Annotated in this window: 24 protein-coding genes; 15 read left to right on the plus strand and 9 right to left on the minus strand. The window is 63.9% G+C overall.

Annotated elements, in window-relative coordinates; genetic code table 11:
* Nucleotides 1–54 precede the first annotated feature (54 nt).
* Together KHO27_RS01045 and KHO27_RS01050 are read right to left on the minus strand one after the other, a co-directional pair.
* A complete protein-coding gene (locus tag KHO27_RS01045; protein ID WP_102682686.1) occupies nucleotides 55–1602 on the minus strand; it encodes an AmpG family muropeptide MFS transporter in 1548 nt (515 codons plus the stop codon).
* Between the two features lie 44 nt (nucleotides 1603–1646).
* Nucleotides 1647–2000: an MGMT family protein gene (locus KHO27_RS01050; protein WP_102682687.1), complete on the minus strand. Its 354-nt coding sequence runs from the start codon at nucleotides 1998–2000 to the stop codon at nucleotides 1647–1649.
* Nucleotides 2001–2152: 152 nt separating this feature from the next.
* Here KHO27_RS01050 and KHO27_RS01055 point away from each other — a divergent pair, with 152 nt between their 5' ends.
* The 5 genes from KHO27_RS01055 to groL all read left to right on the plus strand — a co-directional run bounded on the left by KHO27_RS01055 (nucleotide 2153) and on the right by groL (nucleotide 6914).
* Nucleotides 2153–3160, plus strand: coding sequence for a DUF481 domain-containing protein (locus KHO27_RS01055; RefSeq protein ID WP_102682688.1), 1008 nt, complete (start codon nucleotides 2153–2155; stop codon nucleotides 3158–3160).
* Nucleotides 3161–3404: 244 nt separating this feature from the next.
* Nucleotides 3405–4130 (plus strand): HugZ family pyridoxamine 5'-phosphate oxidase, encoded by a 726-nt coding sequence (locus tag KHO27_RS01060; protein ID WP_110700427.1) that lies wholly within the window; start codon nucleotides 3405–3407, stop codon nucleotides 4128–4130.
* 66 nt (nucleotides 4131–4196) lie between these two features.
* Nucleotides 4197–4658, plus strand: a complete 462-nt coding sequence (locus tag KHO27_RS01065) for an FxsA family protein (protein WP_110700425.1) — start codon at nucleotides 4197–4199, stop codon at nucleotides 4656–4658.
* Nucleotides 4659–4932: 274 nt separating this feature from the next.
* Nucleotides 4933–5226, plus strand: a complete 294-nt coding sequence (locus tag KHO27_RS01070; RefSeq protein ID WP_003260750.1) for a co-chaperone GroES — start codon at nucleotides 4933–4935, stop codon at nucleotides 5224–5226.
* Between the two features lie 47 nt (nucleotides 5227–5273).
* On the plus strand, nucleotides 5274–6914 hold the full coding sequence (groL, locus tag KHO27_RS01075) for a chaperonin GroEL (RefSeq protein ID WP_046856989.1): 1641 nt from the start codon (nucleotides 5274–5276) through the stop codon (nucleotides 6912–6914).
* 107 nt (nucleotides 6915–7021) lie between these two features.
* Here the strand turns inward: groL and KHO27_RS01080 are convergent, their stop codons facing one another.
* Nucleotides 7022–7750 carry a phosphatase PAP2 family protein gene (locus KHO27_RS01080; protein WP_214501032.1) on the minus strand — a complete coding sequence of 243 codons (729 nt, stop codon included), beginning with the start codon at nucleotides 7748–7750 and terminating at the stop codon, nucleotides 7022–7024.
* Between the two features lie 62 nt (nucleotides 7751–7812).
* Here KHO27_RS01080 and KHO27_RS01085 point away from each other — a divergent pair, with 62 nt between their 5' ends.
* The 6 genes from KHO27_RS01085 to KHO27_RS01110 all read left to right on the plus strand — a co-directional run bounded on the left by KHO27_RS01085 (nucleotide 7813) and on the right by KHO27_RS01110 (nucleotide 11652).
* Nucleotides 7813–7950, plus strand: coding sequence for a hypothetical protein (locus KHO27_RS01085; RefSeq protein ID WP_158247503.1), 138 nt, complete (start codon nucleotides 7813–7815; stop codon nucleotides 7948–7950).
* Entirely contained in the window at nucleotides 7931–8614 is a 684-nt protein-coding gene (gene colR / locus KHO27_RS01090; RefSeq protein WP_102682693.1) for a two-component system response regulator ColR, read from the plus strand. Before KHO27_RS01085 ends, colR begins: the two co-directional genes overlap by 20 nt.
* Nucleotides 8604–9929, plus strand: coding sequence for a sensor histidine kinase (locus KHO27_RS01095; RefSeq protein ID WP_214501033.1), 1326 nt, complete (start codon nucleotides 8604–8606; stop codon nucleotides 9927–9929). Before colR ends, KHO27_RS01095 begins: the two co-directional genes overlap by 11 nt.
* Nucleotides 9930–10036: 107 nt before the next feature.
* The gene (locus KHO27_RS01100) at nucleotides 10037–10717 is read left to right on the plus strand and encodes a class I SAM-dependent methyltransferase (RefSeq protein ID WP_110700419.1); all 681 of its coding nucleotides are present in this window, start codon (nucleotides 10037–10039) and stop codon (nucleotides 10715–10717) included.
* Between the two features lie 6 nt (nucleotides 10718–10723).
* A complete protein-coding gene (locus KHO27_RS01105; RefSeq protein WP_046856984.1) occupies nucleotides 10724–11425 on the plus strand; it encodes a lipopolysaccharide kinase InaA family protein in 702 nt (233 codons plus the stop codon).
* Nucleotides 11422–11652 carry a hypothetical protein gene (locus tag KHO27_RS01110; RefSeq protein ID WP_214501034.1) on the plus strand — a complete coding sequence of 77 codons (231 nt, stop codon included), beginning with the start codon at nucleotides 11422–11424 and terminating at the stop codon, nucleotides 11650–11652. The genes KHO27_RS01105 and KHO27_RS01110 overlap by 4 nt, the downstream gene beginning before the upstream one ends.
* 57 nt (nucleotides 11653–11709) lie before the next feature.
* On the opposite strand, the gene KHO27_RS01115 is transcribed toward KHO27_RS01110, so the two are convergent.
* From KHO27_RS01115 to gatC, 6 genes are all read right to left on the minus strand, one after another.
* A complete protein-coding gene (locus KHO27_RS01115; protein WP_102682698.1) occupies nucleotides 11710–12096 on the minus strand; it encodes a carboxymuconolactone decarboxylase family protein in 387 nt (128 codons plus the stop codon).
* Between the two features lie 10 nt (nucleotides 12097–12106).
* Nucleotides 12107–13150, minus strand: a complete 1044-nt coding sequence (locus tag KHO27_RS01120; protein ID WP_214501950.1) for a calcium/sodium antiporter — start codon at nucleotides 13148–13150, stop codon at nucleotides 12107–12109.
* Between the two features lie 61 nt (nucleotides 13151–13211).
* Entirely contained in the window at nucleotides 13212–13586 is a 375-nt protein-coding gene (locus tag KHO27_RS01125; protein ID WP_214501035.1) for a septal ring lytic transglycosylase RlpA family protein, read from the minus strand.
* An 84-nt stretch (nucleotides 13587–13670) separates the two neighbouring features.
* On the minus strand, nucleotides 13671–15116 hold the full coding sequence (gene gatB, locus KHO27_RS01130; RefSeq protein ID WP_214501036.1) for an Asp-tRNA(Asn)/Glu-tRNA(Gln) amidotransferase subunit GatB: 1446 nt from the start codon (nucleotides 15114–15116) through the stop codon (nucleotides 13671–13673).
* Between the two features lie 11 nt (nucleotides 15117–15127).
* Nucleotides 15128–16579 (minus strand): Asp-tRNA(Asn)/Glu-tRNA(Gln) amidotransferase subunit GatA, encoded by a 1452-nt coding sequence (gene gatA, locus KHO27_RS01135; protein WP_110700413.1) that lies wholly within the window; start codon nucleotides 16577–16579, stop codon nucleotides 15128–15130.
* A 15-nt stretch (nucleotides 16580–16594) separates the two neighbouring features.
* Nucleotides 16595–16882, minus strand: a complete 288-nt coding sequence (gatC, locus tag KHO27_RS01140; protein WP_023631156.1) for an Asp-tRNA(Asn)/Glu-tRNA(Gln) amidotransferase subunit GatC — start codon at nucleotides 16880–16882, stop codon at nucleotides 16595–16597.
* Nucleotides 16883–17085: 203 nt separating this feature from the next.
* On the opposite strand from gatC, the gene mreB reads away from it, so the two are divergent.
* The 4 genes from mreB (at nucleotide 17086) to KHO27_RS01160 (ending at nucleotide 20443) form a co-directional block, all read left to right on the plus strand.
* On the plus strand, nucleotides 17086–18123 hold the full coding sequence (gene mreB, locus KHO27_RS01145) for a rod shape-determining protein MreB (protein ID WP_003255163.1): 1038 nt from the start codon (nucleotides 17086–17088) through the stop codon (nucleotides 18121–18123).
* A gap of 213 nt (nucleotides 18124–18336) precedes the next feature.
* Nucleotides 18337–19326, plus strand: coding sequence for a rod shape-determining protein MreC (gene mreC, locus KHO27_RS01150; protein ID WP_502937581.1), 990 nt, complete (start codon nucleotides 18337–18339; stop codon nucleotides 19324–19326).
* Nucleotides 19326–19814, plus strand: coding sequence for a rod shape-determining protein MreD (gene mreD / locus KHO27_RS01155; RefSeq protein WP_102682705.1), 489 nt, complete (start codon nucleotides 19326–19328; stop codon nucleotides 19812–19814). Before mreC ends, mreD begins: the two co-directional genes overlap by 1 nt.
* A 29-nt stretch (nucleotides 19815–19843) precedes the next feature.
* Nucleotides 19844–20443, plus strand: coding sequence for a Maf family protein (locus KHO27_RS01160; protein WP_214501037.1), 600 nt, complete (start codon nucleotides 19844–19846; stop codon nucleotides 20441–20443).
* The last annotated feature ends 20 nt before the right edge of the window (nucleotides 20444–20463 follow it).

Genomic DNA, 20463 nt, shown 5'->3' on the forward strand with positions numbered 1-20463 from the left:
CCAAAGAAAGTATGCGTGGGAGCGGGCTTGCCCCGCGATAAGGCCGATGATGGCTTAGTGTTGTTCAGCTGCCGGGCTCTCCACCGGCGCCGGCTTTCCCCGACCGACTTCCTGGCGCCAGTGCAGCGCGATCAGCACCAGCGTCGGCACGCCCAGCAGGGCGGTGACCAGGAAGAAGTCGTGATAGCCGAACTTCTCCACCATGACCCCGGAATAGCCGCCGATCAGGCGTGGCAGCAACAGCATGATCGAGCTGAGCAGGGCGTACTGGGTGGCCGAGAACTTCAGGTTGGTCAGGCTCGACAGGTAGGCGACGAAGGCCGAGGTGGCAAGCCCCGAACTGAAGTTGTCCAGCGAGATGGTGACCACCAGCATTTCCAGGTTCGGGCCCATGTCGGCCAGCATCAGGAACAGGATGTTGGTGGCCGCCGAGGCCGCGCCGCCGATGAACAGGATCGGCAGGATGCCGAAGCGCACGATCAGCAGGCCGCCGGCGCCAGCGCCGACCAGGGTCATGATCAGGCCGAAGATCTTGCTGACGCTGGCGATCTGGTCCTTGGTGAAGCCCATGTCGATGTAGAACACGTTGGCCATCACGCCCATCACCGTATCCGACATGCGATAGGTGGCGATCAGCCCGAGCAGCAGCAGGGCCTGCCAGCGATAGCGCACGATGAAGTCGTTGACCGGCGTGAGCACCGGCGCCAGGCCGCGACGACCGAGAGACGACAGGCACGCCCAGGTCAGCAGCACATAGAGGATCAGGCGCAGGAAGGCGCGGTCTTCGAGCAGCAGGTCGAGCAGGGTGGCGTCGCCGAACGCCACGCTGCCCCAGTCGGTGTTGAACATCTGGGTGAAACTGGCCGGTACCGAGACCAGCAGGATGATCAGCACGAACACCGACGCCAGCTGGTGCATCAAGCCATAGCGCGCGGCCGACAGCTGGGTGCGCAGTGGTACCGGTGGCTCACGCATCACCAGGGTGGTGAACACCGCCGGCAGCATCAGCACGCCGAACAATACGTAGGTGCCGGTCCAGGCTTCGTGCAGGTAGCTGAAACCGGTGGAGCCGAACCACTCGGCGAAGAACAGCGCACCGGCGGTGGCAAGCAGGGCGGCGACCCGGTAGCCGGCCATGTAGCTGGCAGCCAGGGCAGCCTGGCGCTGGTCGTCGGCGATTTCCAGGCGGTAGGCGTCGACGGCGATGTCCTGGGTCGCCGAGGCGAAGGCCACCAGTACCGCCAGGGCGACCAGCCACGACAGGTGTTTCTGCGGGTCGCAGAAGCCCATGCCGACCAGCCCGAGCACCACCAGCAGTTGCGACAGCAGCAGCCAGGAACGGCGCCGGCCCATGCCGCCGAGCAGCGGCAGGCGCCACTGGTCGAGCAGCGGCGACCAGACCCATTTGAACGCGTAGGCGAGGCCGATCAGGCTGGCATAGCCGATGGTCTCGCGGGCCACGCCGGCTTCGCGCAGCCAAACCGACAGCGTCGAGAACACCAGCATGTACGGCAGGCCGGCGGCGAATCCGAGCAGCAAAAGCACCAGAGTTGACGGGCTGGCATAGGCAGCGAGCGCAGCGCGCCAGGTTTTACGGGGCATGGGCCAACATCTGCCTCAAGGTTTGCGAAAACAAAGCGCGCACTCTAACCGCTGTGCTCCATCGGACGCCAGCCATGGCGCGCCATATCCACACGATTATTGGCCACATTCACGCCTTCTGCGCGCAGCCGGGCGCGTTGTTCGTCGCCAGACGGCGTGCCCAGGGCCAGGCTCAACCTGCCACCCGCGCCCAGTACCCGGTGCCAGGGCAGGCGGGTGTCCTGGGGTAGCTGCGAAAGTGTGCGTCCTACCCACCGCGCCGCGCGGCCAAGGCCTGCAAGCTCGGCGAGTTGTCCGTAGCTGACGACCTTCCCCGGCGGTACTTGGCCGAGGACGGAATACAGTGCCATTCGTCGGGCTTGTGCATCCTGCGCAGCGGGCGGATCGAGGGCGGACATCAGAAGATCCCTGTGCTGCAGATGAAACCGGACAGAAGGTTCCGGCAAATGCGAGTGGAACTCATCGGCATGGTCTGGGTCTGTCCTTGCTCAGGTTGTCGGTATCTGGATAATGCCCGGCTTTTTCGTCGAATCGAACCCATATTGCGCTTATGTCTTCTAGAACCCTGCTGTGCCTCATCGCTGCGTCCCTTTGTACGCCCGTGCTCGCCGACACCGTGTGGATGAAGAACGGTGACCGCCTGAGCGGCAAGATCAAGGTCTTCGACGGCGGCAAGCTGCTGCTGGAGACCCCCTATGGTGGTTCGATCGCCCTGGACTGGAAGCAGGTGCAGACGCTGGAAAGCGATCAGGAACTGCTGGTCAAGCAAGATGCCTACAGCGGCGAAAAGGCCAAGGCGCTGAAGGCCGCCGAACCCGGCAAGGTGACCCTGGCCAACGGCGAGGCACCGAAGACCGTCGAGCTGGCCAGCATCGAGCAGATCATGAAGCCGCGTCCGGTGCTCGAGGATTTCCTGTGGAAGGGCAACGTCGATGTGGCGATGGACTACAAGCGCGCCGAGAACAACACCGACGACTATGACGTCAGCTTCAAGACCACCGCCCGCCATGGCCGCTGGCGGCACAACGCCGAGGGCGAATACAACCGCGAGACCAAGGACGACGTCACCACCACCAACAACTGGAGCGCCGAGTACGCGCTGGACCGCTTCATAACCGAGAAGTGGTTCTGGCAGGGGCGCCTGGAATACAAGCGCGACCATATCGAGGATCTGGCCCGCCAGCGTACCGTCGGTACCGGCCCGGGCTACCAGTTCTGGGATGACGAGCTCGGCGCGTTCTCGCTGGGTTCGCTGATCAACCGCACCGACTTCGAGTACCGCGACGGTGGCAAGGACAACTTCTATTCCGCCGCGGTGAAATGGGACTACAACCGTTACCTGATCGGCAAGAAGGTCGAATTCTTCACCAATGGCGAATTCGGCAAGCCGCTGGGCGGCGTGGCCGACTACTCGCTGGATGCCGAGATGGGCCTGCGCTACAAGGTGACCGAGTGGGCTTCGCTCAACCTCAAGGCGGAAAAGGACCTGATCAAGGGCACCCGCGACAGCGACCTGGACAAGACCCGCTATACCGCCGGTTTCGGCGTTACCTGGTAGATCGCAGGGGCGCTGCGCGCCCCATCGCCGGCAAGCCGGCTCCCACAGGGGCGCTGCGCGCCCCATCGCCGGCAAGCCGGCTCCCACAGGGGCGCTGCGCGCCCCATCGCCGGCAAGCCGGCTCCCACAGGGGCACTTCGACTCCTGTGGGAGCCGGCGATGGTCTGCGCAGCATACCCAGTGGCAGTGGTGGGTGATAATGCTTATCTTGTCACCCATCCAGTCCGCCGCCAGGAGCCCTACAGTGAGTACCAACGCCCTTCGTCCCGCCCGGGAACTGCTGCTCAAGGAATACCGCGGCGTCCTCTCCACGCACTCCAAATCGATGCCCGGTTTCCCCTTCGGCTCGGTGGTGCCGTATTGCCTCGACGCCGACGGCCATCCGCTGATCCTCATCAGCCGCATCGCCCAGCACACCCACAACCTGCAGAAAGACCCCAAGTGTTCACTGCTGGTAGGTGAGCGCGACGCCGAAGATGTCCAGGCAGTCGGGCGCCTGACGGTGATGGCCCAGGCGCGTAAACTCACTGACGATGCCGCCATCGAGGCTGCTGCAAGCCGGTACTACCGGTATTTCCCCGAATCTGCGAACTACCACAAGGCCCACGATTTCGACTTCTGGGTGCTTGAGCCGGTACGCCACCGTTACATCGGTGGTTTCGGCGCGATCCACTGGCTCGATCAGGTGACGTTGGCCAATCCGTTTGCGGGCCAGGTCGAAAAAAGCATGATTGAGCATATGAATGACGATCATGCCAATGCCATTGACCACTATGTAAAACTGTCGGGGCTGCCGCGCTCGGCGCACATGGTCGGTATCGATAGTGAGGGCATGCACCTGCGTATTGGTCAGGGCATTTACTGGCTGCCTTTCCCAACTACTTGCAATACGCCGACACAAGTCCGTGAGGCTCTGGTTTTGCTGGCGCGCGCTGAAAAATGGCCGGATGCGACGCAAGTCGAGGGTTGAAAACAGGCGTCGAGGCATCCATCTGATGGTCTTACAGGAAGATTCTCTTCCGCCGAGGAACCCTTGATGCGTGCTTTTCTACTGCTGTTTCTTATTTTTCCTGTGCTGGAGCTGTTCGTCTTCGTCAAGGTCAGCGCCGCCATTGGCTTCTTCCCAGCGTTGCTGCTGATCATCGCCGGTTCCGCCCTGGGTGTGCTGGTGATGCGCGTGGCCGGCCTGGCTACCGCCCTGCGTGCCCGGGAGAGCCTGCAGCGCGGCGAACTGCCGGCCGAGGACATGTTCCAGGGCTTGATGCTCACCGTCGGTGGCGGCCTGTTGCTGCTGCCGGGTTTCATCAGTGACGTGCTGGGCCTGCTGTGCCTGCTGCCGTTCACCCGCCGCCTGGTGGCCGGCCGTATGCGCCGCCGCGCCGAAGAGCAGGCCCTGCGTCAGCGGGCGTTCCAGGATGATCCGTTCCAGGCCCAGCCCCGCGATGACGGCCACCGTCCGAACGTGATCGAGGGCGAGTACGAGCGTCGCGACAAGTAACGCCGAGGGAGGGCTGCGGGCTTGGTCGGCGATGGCTGGCGCTGTCGCGGGCCAAGCCTGCTCTCACGATGGCGTGGTGAAAAAATTTCCTTTCAAGCCTTGTAATCGATTTTGCCGGCCTCATGTATGTGGTCACCGCAAGGTTTCTGGTGGCGACACCAGACATGACACAGGTGGTTCGCCCTTTGCGGGCCACCCCCGGCAACGCCGGATCGAATCAACCTGCCGGTGCTGACACCGGCCGATGAAAACCACAAATTGGGAGAGATCGACAATGAAGCTTCGTCCTCTGCATGACCGCGTCGTCATCCGTCGCAGCGAAGAAGAATCGAAAACCGCTGGCGGTATCGTCCTGCCGGGTTCGGCCGCTGAAAAACCAAACCGCGGTGAAGTCGTTGCCGTCGGCACCGGTCGCATCCTGGACAACGGCGAAGTACGCGCGCTGGCCGTGAAAGTGGGTGACAAAGTGGTTTTCGGCCCTTACTCGGGCAGCAACACCGTGAAAGTCGATGGCGAAGACCTGCTGGTAATGGCCGAGAACGAAATCCTCGCCGTTATCGAAGGCTGATTTCCCGACTTCCCGTTACTCCAAAGAATTCCAAGGATTAAACGATCATGGCTGCTAAAGACGTAAAATTCGGCGATTCCGCCCGTAAGAAAATGCTGGTTGGTGTCAACGTTCTGGCTGACGCGGTAAAAGCGACCCTGGGCCCGAAAGGCCGCAACGTGGTCCTGGCCAAGAGCTTCGGCGCGCCGACCATCACCAAGGACGGCGTTTCCGTCGCCAAAGAGATCGAGCTCAAAGACGCTTTCGAGAACATGGGCGCCCAGTTGGTCAAGGAAGTTGCTTCCAAGGCCAACGACGCTGCCGGTGACGGCACCACCACCGCTACCGTCCTGGCCCAGGCCATCGTCAACGAAGGCCTGAAAGCCGTCGCTGCCGGCATGAACCCGATGGACCTCAAGCGCGGCATCGACAAGGCCACCGCCGCCGTCGTCGCCGAGCTGAAGAACCTGTCCAAGCCATGCGCCGATTCCAAGGCCATCGCCCAGGTCGGCACCATCTCCGCCAACTCCGACAACTCCATCGGTGAAATCATCGCCGAAGCCATGGAAAAAGTCGGCAAGGAAGGCGTGATCACCGTTGAAGAAGGCTCGGGCCTGGAAAACGAACTGTCCGTCGTCGAAGGCATGCAGTTCGACCGTGGCTACCTGTCGCCGTACTTCGTCAACAAGCCGGACACCATGGTTGCCGAGCTGGAAGGCGCGCTGCTGCTGTTGGTCGACAAGAAGATCTCCAACATCCGTGAGCTGCTGCCAGTTCTGGAAGCCGTTGCCAAGGCCGGCCGTCCGCTGCTGATCGTTGCCGAGGACGTCGAAGGCGAAGCCCTGGCTACCCTGGTGGTCAACAACATGCGCGGCATCGTCAAGGTCGCCGCAGTCAAGGCACCAGGCTTCGGCGATCGCCGCAAGGCCATGCTGCAGGACATCGCTGTCCTGACCGGCGGTACCGTGATCTCCGAAGAGATCGGCCTGTCCCTGGAAACCGCCACCCTGGAGCACCTGGGTAACGCCAAGCGCGTCATCCTGTCCAAGGAAAACACCACCATCATCGACGGTGCTGGCGAAGAGTCCGACATCCAGGCTCGCGTCACCCAGATCCGCGCCCAGGTTGCCGACACCACTTCGGACTACGACCGTGAGAAGCTGCAAGAGCGCCTGGCCAAACTGGCTGGCGGTGTTGCCGTGATCAAGGTCGGTGCAGGCACCGAAGTCGAGATGAAAGAGAAGAAAGCCCGCGTCGAAGACGCCCTGCACGCCACCCGCGCAGCCGTTGAAGAAGGCGTGGTGCCTGGCGGTGGTGTTGCCCTGGTGCGCGCCCTGGCTGCCATCGTTGACCTCAAAGGCGACAACGAAGACCAGAACGTCGGTATCGCCCTGCTGCGTCGCGCTGTCGAAGCGCCGCTGCGCCAGATCACTGCCAACGCCGGCGACGAGCCAAGCGTTGTCGCTGACAAGGTCAAGCAAGGTTCGGGTAACTTCGGTTACAACGCCGCTACCGGCGAGTACGGCGACATGATCGAGATGGGCATCCTGGACCCAGCCAAGGTCACCCGTTCGGCCCTGCAAGCCGCAGCTTCGATCGGTGGTCTGATGATCACCACCGAAGCCATGGTTGCCGACCTGCCGGAAGACAAGCCAGCTGCTGGCATGCCTGACATGGGCGGCATGGGTGGCATGGGCGGCATGATGTAAGCCAGCCTTACCCCCGGTACCAAGAAGAAGCCCCGCCTCGTGCGGGGCTTTTTCGTTTGCCGGATTTGGCGCCATCGCGGGGCAAGTCGGGTCGCCGCGATGGTTAATCAGGCAGCGCTGTGTTCGACCGCTGGTGTTTCGCAGCGGTTTCGGCGATACAGCACCAGGTAGTACGACCCCAGCCCGATCAGCCAGCAGAACACCGCCGTCCATACGTTGTGCGACAGGAAGTGCGCGCCCTGCATCATCCGCCCGATCGACAGCACAGAGCCGGCCACGAAGGCCACTGCCAGCGCGACCCGTGCCATGCGGGGCTTGCGGTCACGCAGCATGAAGAACAGGCCAAACAGGCAGAACCCGGTCGCCGCATGCCCACCGGGCCAGCACAGGCCAGGCTTGTCGGTAGCCGGGCGGGCTTCGAGCAACTTGCTGTAGGTTTCCTTGCCACCGAACTGCGTCAGGCTCCACGGGCATTGCACTTGGGTCACCTTCTTCAGTGGTGTGACGAATGCCGTCGACAGCGCCAACGCCAGTACCAGGCAACCCAGCTCGCGGCGCCAGCCCAGCAGCCGGCTCCAGAAGAAGCTCAGGGCGAACCCGGCCACTGCCAGTAGACCGAACAGGATCACACCCTGCTTGACGCGGTCATGCAGGATATTCTCCAGCACATAGCTGTGGCGGCCGATAAATGCGCCGGCTGCCGGATCGTAGAACAGGTTGGCCAGGTCCAAGTCCAGCGAGGTCCACTCCAGCAGGACCAGGGTCACGACAGTGATGAATGGGATGCCCAGGTACAGCCAAAAATTGATCGGGCGAGGGGGGACGCTAGCCTGCATGGTGACTCCAGAAGGTGTAAGAGACGGGGCATTGTCGTTGGGCCGCTATCCTGTGTTCGTGAATGATCGGTGAAAAAACCGTCAAGTCCGGTGATTTCGATCCAGGGCATGGCACCATGCGGGCAAATGGCCGTAAGCTGCGCCTGCCGCGCCCGGCGAAGCGCCGCACAGGAGATCTCGATGCGCATTCTTTTGGTTGAAGACAACCGCGATATTCTGGCCAACCTGGCCGACTACCTCGGCATGAAGGGCTACACCGTCGATTGTGCCCAGGATGGCCTGTCCGGCCTGCACCTGGCCGCGACCGAACACTACGACCTGATCGTGCTCGACATCATGTTGCCGGGCATCGACGGCTATACGCTGTGCAAGCGCCTGCGCGAGGATGCCCGCCGCGACACCCCGGTGATCATGCTTACCGCCCGCGACCAGCTGGACGACCGCCTGCAGGGCTTCCGCTCAGGGGCCGACGACTACCTGCTCAAGCCGTTCGCGTTGTCGGAGCTGGCCGCGCGCATCGAGGCGGTGCTGCGGCGTGCCCAGGGGGGCGGCCGGCGCACCTTGCAGGTCGCCGACCTGAGCTACGACCTCGACACCTTGGAGGTGACCCGCCAGGGCCGCCTGCTCAAGCTCAACCCCGTCGGCCTGAAGCTGCTCGCCGTGCTGATGCAGAAGAGCCCCCACGTCCTGCGTCGCGAGGTGCTGGAAGAGGCGCTGTGGGGCGACGACTGCCCTGACAGCGACAGCCTGCGCAGCCATGTCCACCAGTTGCGCCAGGTCATCGACAAACCCTTCGAAAGACCGCTATTGCATACCGTCCATGGCGTCGGCTATCGCCTCGCCGAGGGCCGCGATGGAGTTTAAGCAGAGCCTTGCCCAGCGCATCATCATCGCCTTTGCGCTGATGAGCGCGCTGGTGGCTGGGGCATTTGCCTTTGGCATTGTCGCCACGGTGCATTTGGTCGAAGAGCGGTTGATCTCTTCGGTGCTCGGTGGCGACCTGCAGCGCCTGTTGCGCATGGACAGTGTCAGCGACTGGAGCCACCGGCCGCGCCCCGACCAGTTGTTCTACTTCAGTGGCGGGCGAGACGATTTCGAGCTGCCCAAGGACCTGCGCCACCTGGACGCCGGCTTCCACGAAGTGTTTCGCGACCAGCTCTCGTACCACGCCATGGTCGAGATCGTCGATGGCCGACGTTATGTGCTGTTGCAGGACCAGAGCGATTTCGAGGAGCGCGAGCGGGTGCTGTTCGCCGTTGTCGTGGTCGGCTTCGTGCTCAGCCTGGCCCTGGCGGTGATTCTCGGCTGGTTGCTGGCCCGGCGGGTGATGGCGCCGGTGATCCGCCTGGCGCGCCAGGTCCGTCACCGTGATCAGCTGTTGGGATTGGCACCGCCATTGGCACCGGATTATGCCGCGGATGAGGTCGGCCAGTTGGCCGTCGCCTTCGACGATACCTTGGGGCGCCTGCGTGATGCCTTGACCCGTGAGCGCTTGTTCACCAGCGATGTCAGCCACGAGCTGCGTACGCCGCTGATGGTCCTGGCCACCTCGTGCGAGCTGCTGATGGAAAACCCCAACCTCGAGAGCCGCGCGCGCAGCCAGGTCGAACGTATCGCCCGGGCGACCGAGGAGATGCGCGAGTTGGTGAAAACCTTCCTGATGCTTGCCCGGGCCCAGCGCGATGAAGGTGCAGTCGCTTCGCGGGCGACCCTGCGCGAGGTGGGTGACGACTTGATCGGGGTATGGCGCGATACCGTCGAGCAGAAAGGCCTGGCGCTTTACTACGATGGCCAGGTCAGTGCCAGCCCGGTGCTGTACAACGCCACCTTCCTGCAGTCGGTGATGGGCAACCTGCTGCGCAATGCCGCTCACTACACCGACAGTGGATACATCCGCCTCAGCCTGGAAGCCAATGGCTTCAGTGTGGAAGACAGTGGCGTGGGGATTCCGGAAGAACAGCGCGAGGCGATGTTCCGGCCGTTCGTGCGCGGTGACGAGCGTCGGGGCGAGGGGTTGGGGTTGGGCCTGTCGCTGGTCCAGCGCATCTGCGACGACCAGGGCTGGCGCGTGACCCTGACGGCGACGCTGCCCCACGGCTGTCGTTTCCAGGTCGATCTGAGCCACGGCACCCCGATGGCGCATGGCGAAGGGCATGGCGGGATATTGGATCCGGATTAACGTCCGGTAACACCTGCGGAGCTTTCCTACAGATTTTTCACATCGGCATGACCTGACGCCAACGCCCAACTGCCTAAGGTGGGCGCACTGGAGTCAGGAGATGCTCAATGCGTAGCCCCATCAAACTCGAATTCTCGGACAAGTACGATCGGGATCATGCCCGCCAGTACTTCCTCAAGCACCAGGATGGCCTGGCTCGACGCCTTTCCCACCAGCGCGACGAGCAGCTGGCCCGGCGCGCCCTGGCGTTGGCCGGCGAGCCCGGGCTGGTGCTCGACCTGCCTTGTGGCGCCGGGCGTTTCTGGCCGCTGCTGGCGGAAAAGGCCAACCGGGTGATCATCGGTGCAGACAACTCCGCCGCGATGATAGAGACAGCCTGTGCGGCACAACCGCCAGAAGTCGTCGCACGGGTACGGCCCTTGCAGACTTCCGCCTTTGCCATTGACCTGCCGGACAACTCGGTGGACAGCATTTTCTGCATGCGCTTGTTCCATCACATTGGCGACTCGGCGCATCGAAAGACAATTCTCTCGGAATTTCAAAGGGTTAGCCGCGACAGTGTGATCCTGTCGCTGTGGGTGGATGGCAATTTCAAGGCCTGGCGCCGACGCAAGCTCGAAGCGCGACGCAGTGCCAAGTCCACGCAGGACAGCTACCAGAACCGATTTGTGTTACCTGCGGCTACAGTGGAAGAAGAGTTTTCCTCAGCAGGCTTCAGAATTCAGGAACGTCTCGACTTTCTGCCGTTCTATGCCATGTGGCGAGTGTACGTATTGCGCAAGGGGTAAAGAGTCATGGCGGTAGCCCAGCATCATTCCAGGCAGTTCGATTATTACTGGCAGCAGCAAGGGGAATGGGTCGAGGAACCCAACCAGCGGCGTGGTGGCGAAAGCGGTGTGCAGCGGCTGAGCGATGACCATGGCCATATGCTGTATGCCAAACGCCAGGTCGGGCATATCTACCGCAGCCTCCTGCATCCTTTCGGGCGCCCCACAGTGTTGCGCGAACTCGACGCATTGCACAGTTTCGAGCAGTTGGGCGTGCGGGTGCCGCGTATCGTCTATGCCGGTGCCGAGCGTGACGCCGATCACCAGTGGCGTGCGTTGCTGGTCAGCGAGGCACTCGATGGCTTTGTCGATCTCGATGCCTGGCATGCCTCGGGAGCTCGCGAGCATTATCCGCAGGCGGTGCACGAGCGCATGCTCAAGGATCTGGCCGACAACCTGGCGCGCATGCACCTGGGGCATTGGCAGCATGGCTGCCTGTACGGCAAGCATGTGTTCGTCAAGGTACTTGGCGAGGGGGAGCAGGCGCGGGTGGAGGTCGCGTTGCTGGATCTGGAGAAATGTCGGCGACGGATCAGCTGCCAGCGAGCGGCGTACAACGACCTGCGTCAATTGCGCCGCCACTCGTCGTTCAATGAGGCGGAGTGGCAGACCTTGCTCTACTTTTACCAAATGGCGTTTGGCAGCGCTGTCAAAGGTTTAGAGCAATGAAACTAGAAATAGCTCGAGCTTTGTTCCTGGTTGCGGCGTTGGCGGTGACCACCGTTGCGGCGGCAGCCTGGGAGCAGCCGCGGCCCACGGTGTTCAGCAAGGCCGGGGAGGGTGGGCAGTGCCCATTGCCTCGTGTGGTGAAGGCTGACCAGGCGCAGGCTCAGCCGGATCATGATCTTTTACTGTTTCTGTTCGGGATGAGCCAGGGCCTGCGGCCGGTGGGTTGAGGCAGGTGGTCTTGACGTACGCCAGGGGATCTCCATGAGCCTCTGGCGTTTTGCCGTTTAATTCGCGGTGCTCGCCTGATAGCTGTCGATCACTTCCTGCGCCGCGCGAAACGCATCGATCGCCGCCGGCACCCCGGCATACACCGCGCAATGCAGCAGTGCCTCGCGAATCTCCTCGACCGTGCAGCCATTGTTCAACGCCCCACGCACGTGGCCCTTGAGTTCCTGCGGGCACTTGAGCGCGGTCAGGGTGGCCAATGTGATCAGGCTGCGGGTCTTCAGCGGCAACCCGTCGCGGGCCCAGACGCTGCCCCATGCATGTTCGTTGACGAAGTCCTGCAGCGGTTGGGTGAACGCCGTTGCGTTGCCCAGGGCGCGATCGACGAAGGCATCGCCCATTACCTGGCGACGGATGCTTTCACCGGTCTTTTTCTTGTCAGCCATGTTGTTTTCCTTAGTGTTGGCGACACCAGGCGCGGACCGTGGTGTACAGCAGTACGACCCCGAGCAGTGGCATTACATAGAACAGCATCAGCTGTTCGAGGTGTCCGGCCAAAGGCAGGCCGGTGGTGAAGGTCACCACGTGCAGGCCGTAGGCCAGGTAAAGACACAGGAACACCAAGCCTTCGGCGCGGGTAACCCGGTAGCCGGAATAGAACACCGGCAGGCACAGCGCGGCGACGCCGAGCATCACCGGCAGGTCGAAGTCCAGTGCATTGGGTGAAATCGACAAGGGGGTGGGGGTGGTCACTGCCGTCAGCCCCAGCACCGCCAGCAGGTTGAACAGGTTGCTGCCGATCACCGTACCCACGGCGATTTCCCGTTCGCCGCGCAGGGCCGCGATCAGCGCGGCAGCCAGTTCCGGCAGCGAGGTGCACACCGCGACCACGGTCAGGCCGATGATGCGTTCGGACAGGCCCAGGTCGGTCGCTACCTCGACGGCTGCCTCCAGTACCAGGTGGCCCGCCAGGCTCAGCAGCCCCAGGCCCATGAGGATCTGCAGCAGCGCCCCGCTCCAGAAGCGCAGCGGGCTGGCGTGCTCGGTGCGTGGCGCCGGGTACGTGCGGGCATAGTGCCGCGACTGATGCCAGAGCATGGCCAGGTAACCGGCCAGGCCGAGCAGCAGCAGGCCGCCTTCCAGCCGCCCCAGTTCGCCGTTGAGCGCGAGCAGGTAGACCAGGGCGCTGGCGAGGATCATCAGCGGGATATCCAGGCGCACCAGCTGGCGTGACACACGCAGCGGAATGATCAGTGCGGCAAGGCCCAGGATCACCAGCACGTTGAAGATGTTGCTGCCCACGACGCTGCCCACCGCGACATCCGGCGCGCCCTGGTAGGCGGCTTGCAGGCTCACGGTCAGCTGTGGCGCGGTGCTGCCGAAGGCGACCAGGCTCAGGCCGATGATCAGCGGGCGCACGTGCAGGCGGCCGGCCAGGCGCAGGGCGGCGCGTACCAGCAGCTCGGCACCGAAGATCATCAGCAGCAAGCCCAGGCCCAGTTGCAGCAGGCTGAAGGCGGGGAGGGTGGCCAGGTCGAAAATGGCGAGGGCTCCAGTCAGGTCAATCGCTCAGACCTTGTACCCGGACTCGCGCGGTTCCGCTACGGAGCATGCCGATTTTTTCTGCGGCGGCGCGTGACAGGTCGATCAGTCGGCCGCGGGTGTGCGGGCCACGGTCGTTGATGCGTACCACCACGCTGCGCTGGTTGGCCAGGTTGGTGACCAGCACACGGCTGCCAAAGGGCAGGCTGCGGTGGGCGGCGGTGAGGCCATGCTGGTTGAAGGGCTCGCCGCTGGCAGTGCGTTTGCCATGGTGGCGTGAGCCGTAATAGGAGGCGGTGCCGCTCTGGTCGTAGCCGCGAGGGTCGATGTCATGGCTGGCGCAGCCGGCCAGGAGGCTAAAGAGGGCGAGGGTGGTGAGGGAACGCTTGAGCAATTCGGAAGCTCCGCTGTCACTTCGAATCATCGCGGGGCAAGCCCGCTCCCACGATCTGGGAGCGGGCTTGCCCCGCGATCAGGATCACCCTTCGAGCTTGGCCTTGAGCAATTGGTTCACTTGCCCCGGGTTGGCCTTGCCTTTCGACGCCTTCATCGCCTGGCCGACGAAGAAGCCGAACATCTTGCCGCGCTTGGCTTCATCGGCGGCGCGGTATTGTTCGACCTGTTCGGCGTTGGCGGCGAGCATCTCGTCGAGCATCTTGTCGATCGCGCCCGTATCGGTGACCTGCTTGAGGCCGCGGCTGGAGATGATGCTATCGGCATCGCCTTCGCCAGCGGCCATGGCCTCGAACACGGTCTTGGCGATCTTGCCGCTGATGGTGTTGTCACGGATGCGCAGCAGCATGCCGCCGAGGTGTTCGGCACTGACCGGCGACTGGTCGATCTCGACGCCGAGCTTGTTCAGCAGGCTGCCCAGTTCCACCATCACCCAGTTGGCGGCCAGCTTGGCGTCGCCGCCGATCTTCACCACCTGTTCGAAGTAGTCGGCCTGCTCGCGGCTGGAGGCCAGCACGTTGGCGTCATAGGCCGACAGGCCGTACTGGTTCTGGAAGCGCTCGACCTTCTGTGGTGGCAGCTCCGGCAGGGCGGCGCGCACGGTGTCGAGGAAGCCGGGCTCGATGACCACCGGCAGCAGGTCCGGGTCGGGGAAGTAACGGTAGTCGTTGGCTTCCTCCTTGCTGCGCATGGAGCGGGTCTCGTCCTTGTTCGGGTCGTACAGGCGGGTTTCCTGTACCACCTTGCCGCCGTCCTCGATCAGGTCGATCTGGCGCTGGATCTCGCTGTTGATCGCACGTTCGATGAAGCGGAACGAGTTGACGTTCTTGATTTCGCAGCGGGTGCCGAACTCGGTCTGGCCTTTCGGGCGGATCGACACGTTGCAGTCGCAGCGCAGCGAACCTTCGGCCATGTTGCCGTCGCAGATACCCAGGTAGCGTACCAGGGCGTGAATTGCCTTGACGTAGGCCACGGCTTCCTTGGCGCTGCGCATGTCCGGCTCGGAGACGATCTCCAGCAGCGGGGTGCCGGCGCGGTTCAGGTCGATGCCGGTGGCGCCGTTGAAGTCTTCATGCAGGCTCTTGCCGGCATCTTCTTCAAGGTGCGCGCGGGTCACGCCGATGCGCTTGATGGTGCCGTCTTCCAGGGCGATGTCCAGGTGGCCCTTGCCGACGATCGGCAGGTCCATCTGGCTGATCTGGTAGCCCTTGGGCAGGTCGGGGTAGAAGTAGTTCTTGCGCGCGAAGACGTTGCGCGGCCCGATCTCGGCATCGATCGCCAGGCCGAACATGCACGCCATGCGCACGGCCTCCTGGTTGAGCACCGGCAGCACGCCGGGCATGCCCAGGTCGACCAGGCTGGCCTGGGTGTTCGGCTCGGAGCCGAAGGTGGTGGCGCTGCCGGAGAAGATCTTCGACTGGGTGGCGAGCTGGGTATGAATCTCCAGCCCGATCACAACTTCCCATTGCATGTGTGAACTCCTCAGAAGCCGTTGGGGGCGCGGGTGTGCCAGTCGGTGACTTGCTGGTAACGGTGCGCGATGTTGAGCAGGCGGCCTTCCTGGAAATACGGGGCCAGCAGTTGCACGCCCACCGGCAGGCCATCGACGAAGCCGGCCGGCATCGACAGGCCCGGCAGGCCCGCCAGGTTGGCGGTGATGGTGTAGACGTCTTCCAGGTAGGCAGCGACCGGATCGCTGCTCTTGGCGCCAAGTTTCCAGGCCGGGTTCGGCGTGGTCGGGCCAAGAATCACGTCGACGTCGGCGAACGCGGCCATGAAGTCGTTCTTGATCAGGCGGCGGATCTGTTGCGCCTTGACGTAGTAGGCGTCGTAGTAGCCTGCCGACAGGGCGTAGGTACCGACCATGATGCGCCGCTGCACTTCCGCGCCGAAGCCTTCGCCACGGGAGCGCTTGTACAGGTCGGTCAGGTCTTTCGGATCTTCACAGCGATAACCGAAGCGCACGCCGTCGAAGCGCGACAGGTTGGAGGAGGCCTCCGCCGGGGCGATCACGTAGTACGCCGGGATGGCGTGCTGCATGTTCGGCAGGCTGATTTCCTTGACCACCGCGCCGAGCTTCTCCAGCTCCTTGACGCTGGCCTGGACCAGGTCGGCGATGCGCGGGTCGAGGCCGGCGCCGAAGTATTCCTTGGGCAGGCCGATGCGCAGGCCCTGCAGCGAGGCGTTCAGGTTGGCGCTGAAGTCCGGCACCGGCTCGTCGACCGAGGTCGAGTCCTTGGCGTCGAAACCGGCCATGCCTTGCAGCAGCAGGGCGCAGTCTTCGGCGGTGCGGGCCAGCGGGCCGCCCTGGTCGAGACTCGAGGCGTAGGCGATCATGCCCCAGCGCGATACGCGGCCATAGGTCGGCTTGAGCCCGGTGAGGTTGGTCAGCGCGGCCGGCTGGCGGATAGAGCCGCCGGTGTCGGTGCCGGTGGTGGCCGGCAGCAGGCGCGCGGCCACGGCGGCGGCCGAGCCGCCGGACGAACCACCGGGCACGTGCTCGAGGTTCCATGGGTTCTTCACCGCGCCGTAGTGGCTGGACTCGTTTGCCGAGCCCATGGCGAATTCGTCCATGTTGGTCTTGCCCAGGGTGACCATGCCGGCTTCGGCCAGCTTGGCGACCACGGTGGCGTCGTATGGCGCGGTGAAGTTGTCGAGCATCTTCGAGCCGCAGCTGGTGCGCACGCCGTTGGTGCAGAACAGGTCCTTGTGGGCGATCGGCGCACCCAGCAGCGCGCCGGTCTCACCAGAGGCACGGCGGGCGTCGGCGGCGCGCGCCTGCTCCAGGGCCTGTGCTTCGGTGACGGTGATGAAGCTGTTGAGCTGCGGGTCGAGCTGCTTGATGCGCGACAGCAGGGCGCCGGTCAGTTCTTCCGAGGAGAACGACTTGTCGGCGAGGCCGCGGGCGATTTCGGCCAGAGTGAGTTGATGCATGGCAGGCGCTATCCCTTAATCGATGACTTTCGGAACCAGGTACAGACCGTTCTCGGTCGACGGGGCGACGGCCTGGTAGCGGTCGCGCTGGTTGCTTTCGGTGACCTGGTCGGGGCGCAGGCGCTGGGTGGCTTCCAGCGGGTGGGCGAGGGGCTCGATGCCAGAGGTGTCGACGGCTTGCATCTGGTCGACCAGCCCGAGAATACTGTTCAAGGCATCGGTGATGCGTGGCAATTCGCCTTCATTCAGGCCCAGGCGGGCCAGATGGGCGATCTTTTCCACGTCGGAGCGTTGAAGCGCCATGGGGATCTCCAGGGAAACGAAAAACGGAATGGGTCCGCAGATGAGGAACATGCCGGCATTCTGGCGGTCAAAGGGCCGCGAACATCGGCAGGCATGCTCGGAAAAACAACCAATTTAACATATTGGCTCCTTGCCCAAAATCCCTGCCATTGTTAGAGTTTGCCGCACTTTTTTACCCACGCTTTCCCCAGGGTCACTTTCCCATGTTCAAGAAACTGCGTGGCATGTTTTCCAGCGATCTGTCCATCGACCTGGGTACTGCCAACACCCTTATCTACGTGCGTGAGCGCGGTATCGTCCTGAATGAGCCCTCGGTTGTTGCCATCCGTACCCACGGCAACCAGAAAAGCGTCGTCGCAGTCGGTACCGAAGCCAAGCGCATGCTGGGCCGCACCCCCGGCAACATTGCTGCCATTCGTCCGATGAAGGACGGCGTGATCGCCGACTTCAGCGTTTGCGAAAAAATGCTGCAGTACTTCATCAACAAGGTGCATGAGAACAGCTTCCTGCAGCCCAGCCCACGCGTGCTGATCTGCGTGCCGTGCAAGTCGACCCAGGTCGAGCGCCGCGCCATCCGTGAATCGGCCCTCGGTGCCGGTGCCCGTGAAGTATTCCTGATCGAAGAGCCCATGGCCGCCGCCATCGGTGCCGGCCTGCCGGTCGAAGAGGCCCGCGGCTCGATGGTCGTCGATATCGGTGGCGGTACCACCGAGATCGCCCTGATCTCGCTCAACGGCGTGGTCTACGCCGAATCCGTGCGCGTCGGCGGCGACCGCTTCGACGAAGCCATCGTCACCTACGTGCGCCGCAACTACGGCAGCCTGATCGGCGAATCCACCGCCGAGCGCATCAAGCAGGAAATCGGTACCGCCTACCCGGGCGGTGAAGTGCGCGAAGTCGACGTCCGTGGCCGCAACCTGGCCGAGGGCGTGCCGCGTGCCTTCACCCTGAATTCCAACGAAGTGCTCGAGGCGCTGCAGGAATCGCTGGCAACCATCGTCCAGGCGGTCAAGAGCGCCCTGGAGCAGTCGCCGCCGGAGCTGGCCTCGGACATCGCCGAGCGCGGCCTGGTGCTGACCGGTGGTGGCGCGCTGCTGCGCGACCTGGACAAGCTGCTGGCCCAGGAAACCGGCCTGCCGGTGATCGTCGCCGAAGACCCGCTGACCTGCGTCGCCCGCGGCGGTGGCCGTGCCCTGGAGATGATGGACAAGCACGCCATGGACCTGCTCTCCAGCGAGTGATCGCTGGTGCAGTAGTGTATGCCCAGGTTTACAGGTGACACGCACAGTGCTACCTGTAAGCGCTGTGCTGGCGCCCGCCCGGGCGCCTTTTCCGTCAACCCGCAAGCAGGCCGGTGCATTGCCCCATGTCCAATGACCTCCTGAGTCGTCCACGAGGAACGGCCCATTAAACCGCTTTTCTCCAAGGGCCCCTCGCTGGGCGTTCGCCTGCTCGTGCTGGTCGTGCTGTCGGTCGCGCTGATGGTGGTCGACTCGCGTTTCGACCTGCTCAAGCCGGTGCGCAGCCAGATGGGCTTGGTGCTGATGGAATCCTACTGGATCACCGACCTGCCGCAGCGCACGTGGCAGGGCGTGGCAGGCCAGTTCGGCAGCCGCACCGAGCTGATCGCCGAGAACGAGAAACTCAAGACCGAGGCCCTGCTGCTGCAGGGGCGCTTGCAGAAGCTGGCCGCCCTGACCGAGCAGAACGTGCGCCTGCGCGAGTTGCTAAATTCCTCGGCGCTGGTCAATGAGAAGGTCGAGGTCGCCGAGCTGATCGGGGTCGACCCCAATCCGTTCACGCACCGTATCCTGATCAACAAGGGCGAGCGCGATGGCGTGTTTCTCGGCCAGCCCGTGCTCGATGCCCGCGGCCTGATGGGCCAGGTGGTCGAGCTGATGCCTTACACCGCGCGGGTACTGCTGCTCACCGACACCACCCACAGCATTCCGGTGCAGGTCAACCGCAACGGTCTGCGCGCCATTGCCAGCGGCACGGGCAACCCGGAGCGCCTGGAGCTGCGCCACGTGGCCGACACCGCCGACATCAAGGAAGGCGACCTGCTGGTCAGTTCGGGCATGGGCCAGCGTTTCCCGGCGGGCTACCCGGTAGCCACGGTCAACGAAGTGATCCATGACTCCGGCCAGCCGTTCGCCATCGTCCGTGCCATCCCAACTGCCGCGCTCAACCGCAGCCGCTACATGCTGCTGGTGTTCAGTGACCGGCGCACGCCCGAGGAACGCGCCACCGAGGCGGCGATCGCCCAAGAGGAGGCCGACCGTCAAGGCGCTGGCCACGGCCAGGCACCGGCCACGCCGGCTGCATCTGCGGCGGGTAGCGCGGTTCAGCCTGTGCCCGGCGCGGCCCCAGCGCCTGCGGCGCCTGCGGCAAGCCCGGCAGCGGTGCCCCCGGCGCCTGCGAACACCCAACCCCGGAGACAATAATGGCCAGCACCCGTAGCAGAAACGGCTGGGCCATCTGGCTGAGCTTCGCCATCGGCCTGTTGCTCAGCGTCTCGCCCATGCCGCAGTTCATGGAAGTGTTCCGGCCCATGTGGCTGGCCCTGCTGCTGGCCTTCTGGACCCTTGCGGTGCCGGGCAAGGTCGGCATGACCACCGCGTTCCTGCTTGGCCTGGCCGAGGACGTGCTGTACGGCACCCTGCTTGGCCAGAACGCCCTGATCCTTACCCTGATCACCTTCCTGGTGCTTTCGTTGCAGCAGCGCCTGCGCATGTTCCCCATGTGGCAGCAGAGCCTGGTGATCCTGGTGATCTTCGGTATCGCCCAACTGATCCAGCTGTGGCTCAGCGCGTTGACCGGCAATCGCCTGCCAACCCTGGCCCTGGTCTGGTCCGCGGTGATCAGCGCCTTGCTCTGGCCGTGGGTCAGCTTTGCCCTGCGCGGCCTGCGCCGTCGCCTGCATATTCACTGACGCGCCGCCACTGACAGGGAGATGTCCACATGACCCAGCTGTACTTGGCCTCCGGCTCGCCACGCCGCCGTGAACTGCTGAACCAGATAGGTGTGCCGTTCACAGTCGTCAGCGCACCCATCGATGAAACCCCGTTGCCGGGCGAAGCACCGACGGCCTACGTCGAGCGCCTGGCCCAGGCCAAGGCCGTTGCGGGCTTCGCCTACACGGATGGGGCAGGGGTGGTGCTGGGCGCCGACACCACCGTGGTGCTCGATGGCCAGATCCTTGGCAAGCCGGAGAATCGCGAGCAGGCCTTGGCCATGCTCGGCGACCTGTCCAAGCGCGAACACCAGGTGCTCACCGCCGTGGCGCTGACCGATGGCCAGCGCAGTATCAGCCGCTGCGTCAGCACCACCGTGCGTTTTCGTACCATCTCCTTCGAGGAGGCGCTGCGCTACTGGGACAGCGGTGAACCTGTCGACAAGGCCGGCGGCTATGCCATCCAGGGCCTGGGCGCTGTGTTTGTCAGCGGCATCGAGGGCAGCTACTCGGCCGTGGTCGGGCTGCCCCTGAGCGAAACCGCCGAACTGCTCGAGCAATTCGGCGTGCCATGTTGGCAACTGCAAGAGGATTCCGCACAGCGCTAGCCAGCCACGCCGCAGCAATC

The organism is Pseudomonas sp. RC3H12 (assembly GCF_018596375.1).
In the GTDB taxonomy this organism is placed as follows: Bacteria; Pseudomonadota; Gammaproteobacteria; order Pseudomonadales; family Pseudomonadaceae; genus Aquipseudomonas.

Coding starts and splice junctions, on each gene's coding strand:
- KHO27_RS01045 (WP_102682686.1), bottom strand. CDS start 1,602: ATGCCCCGTAAAACCTGGCGCGCTGCGCTCGCTGCCTATGCCAGCCCG.
- KHO27_RS01050 (WP_102682687.1), bottom strand. CDS start 2,000: ATGTCCGCCCTCGATCCGCCCGCTGCGCAGGATGCACAAGCCCGACGA.
- KHO27_RS01055 (WP_102682688.1), top strand. CDS start 2,153: ATGTCTTCTAGAACCCTGCTGTGCCTCATCGCTGCGTCCCTTTGTACG.
- KHO27_RS01065 (WP_110700425.1), top strand. CDS start 4,197: ATGCGTGCTTTTCTACTGCTGTTTCTTATTTTTCCTGTGCTGGAGCTG.
- KHO27_RS01070 (WP_003260750.1), top strand. CDS start 4,933: ATGAAGCTTCGTCCTCTGCATGACCGCGTCGTCATCCGTCGCAGCGAA.
- groL (WP_046856989.1), top strand. CDS start 5,274: ATGGCTGCTAAAGACGTAAAATTCGGCGATTCCGCCCGTAAGAAAATG.
- KHO27_RS01080 (WP_214501032.1), bottom strand. CDS start 7,750: ATGCAGGCTAGCGTCCCCCCTCGCCCGATCAATTTTTGGCTGTACCTG.
- KHO27_RS01085 (WP_158247503.1), top strand. CDS start 7,813: ATGATCGGTGAAAAAACCGTCAAGTCCGGTGATTTCGATCCAGGGCAT.
- colR (WP_102682693.1), top strand. CDS start 7,931: ATGCGCATTCTTTTGGTTGAAGACAACCGCGATATTCTGGCCAACCTG.
- KHO27_RS01095 (WP_214501033.1), top strand. CDS start 8,604: ATGGAGTTTAAGCAGAGCCTTGCCCAGCGCATCATCATCGCCTTTGCG.
- KHO27_RS01100 (WP_110700419.1), top strand. CDS start 10,037: ATGCGTAGCCCCATCAAACTCGAATTCTCGGACAAGTACGATCGGGAT.
- KHO27_RS01105 (WP_046856984.1), top strand. CDS start 10,724: ATGGCGGTAGCCCAGCATCATTCCAGGCAGTTCGATTATTACTGGCAG.
- KHO27_RS01110 (WP_214501034.1), top strand. CDS start 11,422: ATGAAACTAGAAATAGCTCGAGCTTTGTTCCTGGTTGCGGCGTTGGCG.
- KHO27_RS01115 (WP_102682698.1), bottom strand. CDS start 12,096: ATGGCTGACAAGAAAAAGACCGGTGAAAGCATCCGTCGCCAGGTAATG.
- gatB (WP_214501036.1), bottom strand. CDS start 15,116: ATGCAATGGGAAGTTGTGATCGGGCTGGAGATTCATACCCAGCTCGCC.
- gatA (WP_110700413.1), bottom strand. CDS start 16,579: ATGCATCAACTCACTCTGGCCGAAATCGCCCGCGGCCTCGCCGACAAG.
- gatC (WP_023631156.1), bottom strand. CDS start 16,882: ATGGCGCTTCAACGCTCCGACGTGGAAAAGATCGCCCATCTGGCCCGC.
- mreB (WP_003255163.1), top strand. CDS start 17,086: ATGTTCAAGAAACTGCGTGGCATGTTTTCCAGCGATCTGTCCATCGAC.
- mreD (WP_102682705.1), top strand. CDS start 19,326: ATGGCCAGCACCCGTAGCAGAAACGGCTGGGCCATCTGGCTGAGCTTC.
- KHO27_RS01160 (WP_214501037.1), top strand. CDS start 19,844: ATGACCCAGCTGTACTTGGCCTCCGGCTCGCCACGCCGCCGTGAACTG.